The sequence below is a fragment of the Bacillus sp. JJ1127 genome (assembly GCF_036965845.1).
In the GTDB taxonomy this organism is placed as follows: Bacteria; Bacillota; Bacilli; order Bacillales; family Bacillaceae_G; genus Bacillus_A.
This window is the reverse complement of sequence record NZ_JBALQK010000201.1, coordinates 1-6,145: the sequence shown is the minus strand read 5'-3', so window position 1 is coordinate 6,145 and position 6,145 is coordinate 1. Positions and strand designations below refer to the sequence as shown.

Annotated in this window: 3 protein-coding genes and 1 pseudogene (1 of these 4 cut by a window edge); all 4 read right to left on the bottom strand. The window is 35.4% G+C overall.

The features are described 5' to 3' along the window. A pseudogene (locus tag V7183_RS18835) lies at nucleotides 1–1,731 on the bottom strand (penicillin-binding transpeptidase domain-containing protein); it reaches 241 nt to the left of the window's first position. Nucleotides 1,732–1,909: 178 nt separating this feature from the next. Continuing rightward, on the bottom strand, nucleotides 1,910–2,398 hold the full coding sequence (locus V7183_RS18830; protein WP_097899058.1) for a dihydrofolate reductase: 489 nt from the start codon (nucleotides 2,396–2,398) through the stop codon (nucleotides 1,910–1,912). A gap of 20 nt (nucleotides 2,399–2,418) precedes the next feature. Further along, nucleotides 2,419–3,375: a thymidylate synthase gene (locus V7183_RS18825; RefSeq protein WP_097899057.1), complete on the bottom strand. Its 957-nt coding sequence runs from the start codon at nucleotides 3,373–3,375 to the stop codon at nucleotides 2,419–2,421. 113 nt (nucleotides 3,376–3,488) lie between these two features. Continuing rightward, complete coding sequence (locus V7183_RS18820; protein ID WP_335360453.1) at nucleotides 3,489–6,086, bottom strand: alpha-L-rhamnosidase; 2,598 nt, start codon at nucleotides 6,084–6,086, stop codon at nucleotides 3,489–3,491. Nucleotides 6,087–6,145 lie beyond the last annotated feature (59 nt).

Below are 6,145 nucleotides of genomic sequence, written 5' to 3'. Positions count from 1 at the left end.
ATTTTTTAATATCTCCTGATTTCCTTTAGAAATTACATTTTCTTTCCAAGGTTTTGTTTGTTTATCATCTTTAATAAGATGCGGAGACGGTATATTCCCGTCATTCACAATTGGTGCATATGTTAAAGCTAAATGAAGAGGTGTCATTAACACTTGACCTTGTCCATATCCAGTATCAGCCATCTGAATATCATTTTTAATATCATCTTTTGCGATTTTTGAAACTGGGAATCCGTATTCGATTGGTAATTTTTCATCGAATCCAAATTTCTTTGCTTCACTCATAAATTTCTCTTTTCCAATTTTTATAGCTTGTTGTGCAAAGTAAATGTTATCGGAATACTTCATTGCTTTATCAAAATCGATTGGATTTGCATCTTTCACACGTGTTACATAATAATTTCCCCAAGAAGAATCTTTCGTCCATTTTAAACCTTCAATTTTCAATTCCTCTTTCGGATCAAGTGTTTTTGTTTCAAGACCGATTGCGCCTGTAATAGGCTTAAATACGGAACCTGGCACAGATAATTGTGTAAATCGATTCGTCATCGGTTTTTTCGGATCATTATTCCACGCTTCACGCTGTGCTTTTGATGCACCTCTCACAATTACATTAGGGTTATAAGCTGGGCTACTTACAAGAGCAATTGTTTCACCAGTGTGTGGATCTATCGCTGCACTTGAACCTGCTTCCCCTTTCATTTCATTAAAGATTTTCTCTTGAACAGTGCTATCAATTGTTAAAGTAACATTTTGTCCATCTTCCGCTTCTGTTTTCACTAAATCTTTTATCTCTTTCCCTTGTGCATCTTCCATAAAGACGCGGCCACCTTTTTTACCACGTAGCTTCTCTTCAAACACTTGCTCTAAACCTGCTTTCCCCACAGGATCATCAGCTTGATACCCCTTTTTCGCAAGTGTTTTTAAATCTTCAGCATTTACTTTTCCTATATAACCTGTTAAATGAGCTGCCGCTTCGCCTAATGGATATGTACGAACATTTACTGAACGCGTTGCAACGCCCGGTAAATTAATATAATCATTCTGCGTTGCTCCTTCTTGTAAAATACCAATTGGCACAAGGTAATCTGGTTTTACCCATTTTGCATTTAACTTTTGATCAATTTCTTCTACTGACATATTTAATAGTTTTGCTATTGTTTCTTTTGTCTGTGCTGCAGTATCTCCTAATTTCCCCGGAATAATACCGACTTCAGACGCCTTTCCATTCGTAGCAAGTCCTTTTCCATTACGATCATATATTTCCCCGCGCTTTGCTTGGAATGTTTGCATGCGTATTTTACTATCTTTTGTCATACCTGGAAAAATGAAATCTGGAGTCCAATCTATTTTCCAAGATTCTTTATCTCCATTTTTTTCTTTCACTAATTTTGCCTCATGTGAGAAGGAAATTTTCCCGCCCATTGTATCCATACTTACTTTAAAAGGAACAGGCTCGTTATCTTGTTTATCCTCTTTTACTTTTCCTGTGTCTACTTTTAAATTTTTAACTTCTATTCCTGCATAAATCTTTTCGTATTTCTCTGTAAATTCTTTTTTTGAAATGGTTTTTTTCGCATTTTCTGACAACTGATCATACATATCTGCAAATTTCTGCTTATTCCATGCTTTTGCATATGTATCAAATGCCTGCTCTGGCTTTTCTTCTTTACTACATCCAACTAGTGCGAGTGCAAAGCATAGAAAAAGCAACCCCCATAATTTTTTCAACCGATTCTCCTCCTTTTACTAAACAAAGAAACTGTACTTCGAATTATTTTCCAATCCCATAATATTACACACATGCTAGCTCTCATTATAGCATCAACGAAACCTACTCATAAAGTTCTATCTAGTTATGTAAATAAAAAGATTGATGTGAACATTCCCATTCACATCAATCTTTTTGTTATTGCCGTTTTTCATATATATGGTAGTAATATGTGTACGGATTTTTTTCATCCGTCACGCCTTTCTCTACAAACACTTCTTTCCAATCTTTCATATCAATCTCTGGGAAGAACGTATCCCCTTCAAATGCATAGTGGATTTTCGTTATATATAACTTTTCTACATAGGGTAAAAACAACTCATAAATTTGAGCTCCACCAAAAATAAAAATTTCTTCTTCATTCTTACAAAGTTCAAAAACTTCTTCCACAGAATGCGTGATTTCACAGCCTTCTACGTGATAATCCGTATTGCGTGTTACGATAATGTTACGTCTTCCTGGAAGCGGTCTTCCGATTCCTTCATAGTTTTTTCTCCCCATAATAAGTGGATGTCCCATTGTCGTTTTCTTAACATATTGTAGCTCACTTGGTAAATACCACGGTAATTTATTATCTTTACCGATTACCCTATTTTCATCCATTGCGACCATAAATGAAATAATCATGTTTTCATCTCCTTTTACAATTACACTGCAACTGGTGCTTTAATTGCTGGATGTGGATCATATCCTTCTAATGTTAAATCTTCCATTTCAAAATCAAACACAGATTTCACATCTGGGTTTAATGTAAGTGTCGGGAATGGACGCGGTTCACGCGCTAACTGCTTCTCTACTTGTTCGAAATGATTTGTATAAATATGTGCATCTCCAATTGTATGAACAAATTCTCCTACTTCTAGACCACATTCATGTGCAATTAAGTGCGTTAACAGTGAATAACTTGCAATATTAAATGGAATGCCGAGGAAAATGTCACCACTTCTTTGATACAACTGACATGAAAGCTTTCCATCTGCTACATAAAATTGGAACAACGTATGGCAAGGCGGAAGAGCCATACTTGGCACGTCTTCAGGATTCCATGCCGAAACGATTAATCGGCGTGAATCTGGTGTTTTCTTAATCATTTCAATTACATCTTTTAACTGATCAATTGTCTCATCTGCTGTTGTTTTCCAAGCACGCCACTGTTTTCCGTATACATCTCCTAAATATCCATAGTTCTTCGCAAAGTCGTCATCTTCCAAAACATTCTTTTTAAATAATTCCATTTGTTCATCATATTGTTTCTTAAATTCTTCATCTTGCTGCGAGCGCAGTCCGAAGTCTGTCATATCTGGCCCTTTATAAGCATCGCTTTCTACCCAGCTTTTAAACGCCCATTCATTCCAAATATTATTGTTATTTTGAAGTAAATAACGAATATTTGTATCACCTTTCATAAACCAAAGAAGTTCACTTGCTACTAAGCGGAATGGAACACGTTTTGTTGTTAATAAAGGAAAACCTTTGCTAAGGTCAAAACGCATTTGATATCCAAATACAGATACAGTCCCTGTCCCTGTGCGATCTTCTTTTTTTGTACCATGTTCCATAACATGGCGGCACAAATTTAAGTATTCATATTCAGCATGTTTCATATGTAAGAAAACCCTCTTTCAATCTTTTCTATATGGAGTTTATCATATTATTAACAACCACAATAATAATAACAGATTTAGCAAGCCTAATTAATAAAAAAAACATTTCTATATTAACAGAATTCTGCTAATGCATTTATGTTTTTACAAAATCTAAATTCATAATCGCCCGATCCTAATTTCTCTTCTAATGTATGTAACGGCCTCCATTGATTTTCCCCTATTCGCAACGTTGCCGTTGTATTAGTTGGCACGGAAACATTTAATATTGCTTGTTCATCTTCTACACGCCATTCAATTTTAATTTCTCCATAAGCTGTTTCACGCCTTACTTTTATCCACTCTAACTTAGAATTAAAATGCGGCTGCATATAAAAATGTTTATATGCAGGTTTCATCACATCTACTTCCAATCCAACGACGTATCGATAAATCCATTCTGCAATGGAGCCATACGCATAATGATTGTAAGAGTTCATATCGTCACTCCAAAGTGTACCGTCCTCTTTTATTCCATCCCAGTGTTCCCAAATTGTTGTAGCCCCTTTTTTCACTTGATATAACCAAGAGGGATAATCCTCCTGAAATAGCAGCTGACATGCAAGGTCATGACGATTGAATTTACTTAGTACCAAATTCAAATACGGCGTACCTATAAATCCAGTTGTTAAATGATATTTATTTTCCTTTAGTAGCTCAATCAATCGTTTTAATACCCTCTTCTTTATTTTATCATTTACTAAATCAAACATTAGTACTAATACATGTGCAGTTTGCGTATCAGAAGTTAGTCTTCCATTTTGTGTAACAAACTCATCTTGAAACGCCTTTACTATATTTGTGTGCAAATTTTCATAAAACTGCTCATCTTCTCGTTTTCTTAAAATGGCTGCAATCTGCCTTAATATTGATGTTGAATAAGCATAGAAAGCTGTTGCAATGAAATGTTTATCTGTTCCACCTTCATATATCCCTTCCTTTGTATCTAAGGCAAGCCAATCCCCTAGATGATATCCAGTATCCCAAATGTACTCATTTTCTCCTTGTACTCTTATATAATCTATATACTTTTTCATACTTTCATATTGATTTTCTAAAATTGCTACATCTCCATAATGTAAATAATGCACCCAAGGACAAATAATTGCTGCATCTCCCCATCCACCCGAAGTATCAAGATTGAAGTCTTCACGCTTTCCAAACACATCTGGAACAACAAGCGGAACTGCACCATTTTTATTTTGATCCAACAATAAGTCTTCCAACCACTTTTCAAAAAATAATTGCACATCCATTATTTGCGTTGCTGTTCCAATAAACACTTGTGCATCTCCCGTCCATCCAAGCCGATCATCACGCTGCGGACAATCTGTTGGTACATCAAGAAAGTTCCCGCGCTGTCCCCATTCTACATTATGGTGTAGCTTATTTATAAGTAAATTAGATGTCTCAAATTGTGTCGCACTCTTCATATCAGTATGCAAAACAATTCCTTCAAAATCTTCAATTGCGGGTCGGTGAGTTAAACCACTTATTTTCACATACCTAAAGCCTTGGAACGTAAAATGAGGTTCAAACGTTTCTATTTCTTCACCTTTCGCAATATACACAATCTTTTGCTTCGCCTTTCGAAGATTCCCTGTATAAAACATACCGTCTTTATCTAATATTTCAGAATGGTGCAGTTCCACCTTTTGACCAGTATAAGCATGATGAATTGCCAAGCGGACCCATCCTACCATATTTTGTCCCATATCTATTAGCCACTCATGATTTGGCAGCCTTGAAATAGCAATTGGTTTTATTCTCTTCATTTGACGAACTGGCTCATTTTCTTGTGCTACTATAATTTGTTTCGAATGGTTTATCGTTTTCACAGCTTCTATCTCTTGCTTAGTTTCTTCTAATCTAGCGTCGTAAACTTCCCCATTATAAATTTCTGAATATAAAATCGGGCTTTGTGTTACTTTCCACGTTTCATCTGTTACAATTTTTTCTTTTGTTCCATCCTCATATGTTATATGAATTTGGGCAATTATTGCACGTTGATTCCCATAATTATTACGTACACTACGCATTGTAAGCGGCCCTTTAAACCACCCATTTCCAACTAATACACAAATATCATTTTGCTTACTCTGGAGCATTTTTGTTACATCATAAGTTTGATAAAGTATTCGTTTATCATAGCTCGTCCATCCAGGAGTAAAGTAATAATCCCCTATACGCTCCCCGTTTAAACACGCTTCATATAATCCTAAGCTTGTAATATACAATCGCGCTCTTTTTACTATTTTCTCAATATGAAATGTTTTGTTAAAAGACATAACTTGTGTTTTCTCTTTTGAAGCAGCGATCCAATGCCCTTCCCAGTTTTCTCCACTTTGCAATCCTGTCTCCCAAAATGCCACTTCTGACCAAGCTGATTCCTCTCCTTGATTATCCCACGCCTTTATCCGGTAGAAATAACGTGTTTCCACTTTGTATTGAAACGAATTTATTGGCATATGTAAACTTTGATCTGATTTTACTTTATGAGAATCAAATAATAACGTTTGGAATTCCGTATCAGTCGCTACTTGCAATTGATATGCGCTCTGTATAACATTTCGTCTATTAGATTTCAGTTGCCAACTAATTTTTACGACTTTTGAATCTATCCCTATCGGATTAACTTTATTATCACAAAGCGTTTTCTTTATCGTTAGCATACTACTTCACCTTCTCCTCTCATTTTTTATTTAAATTAATTATAATAAAAATAAAATTC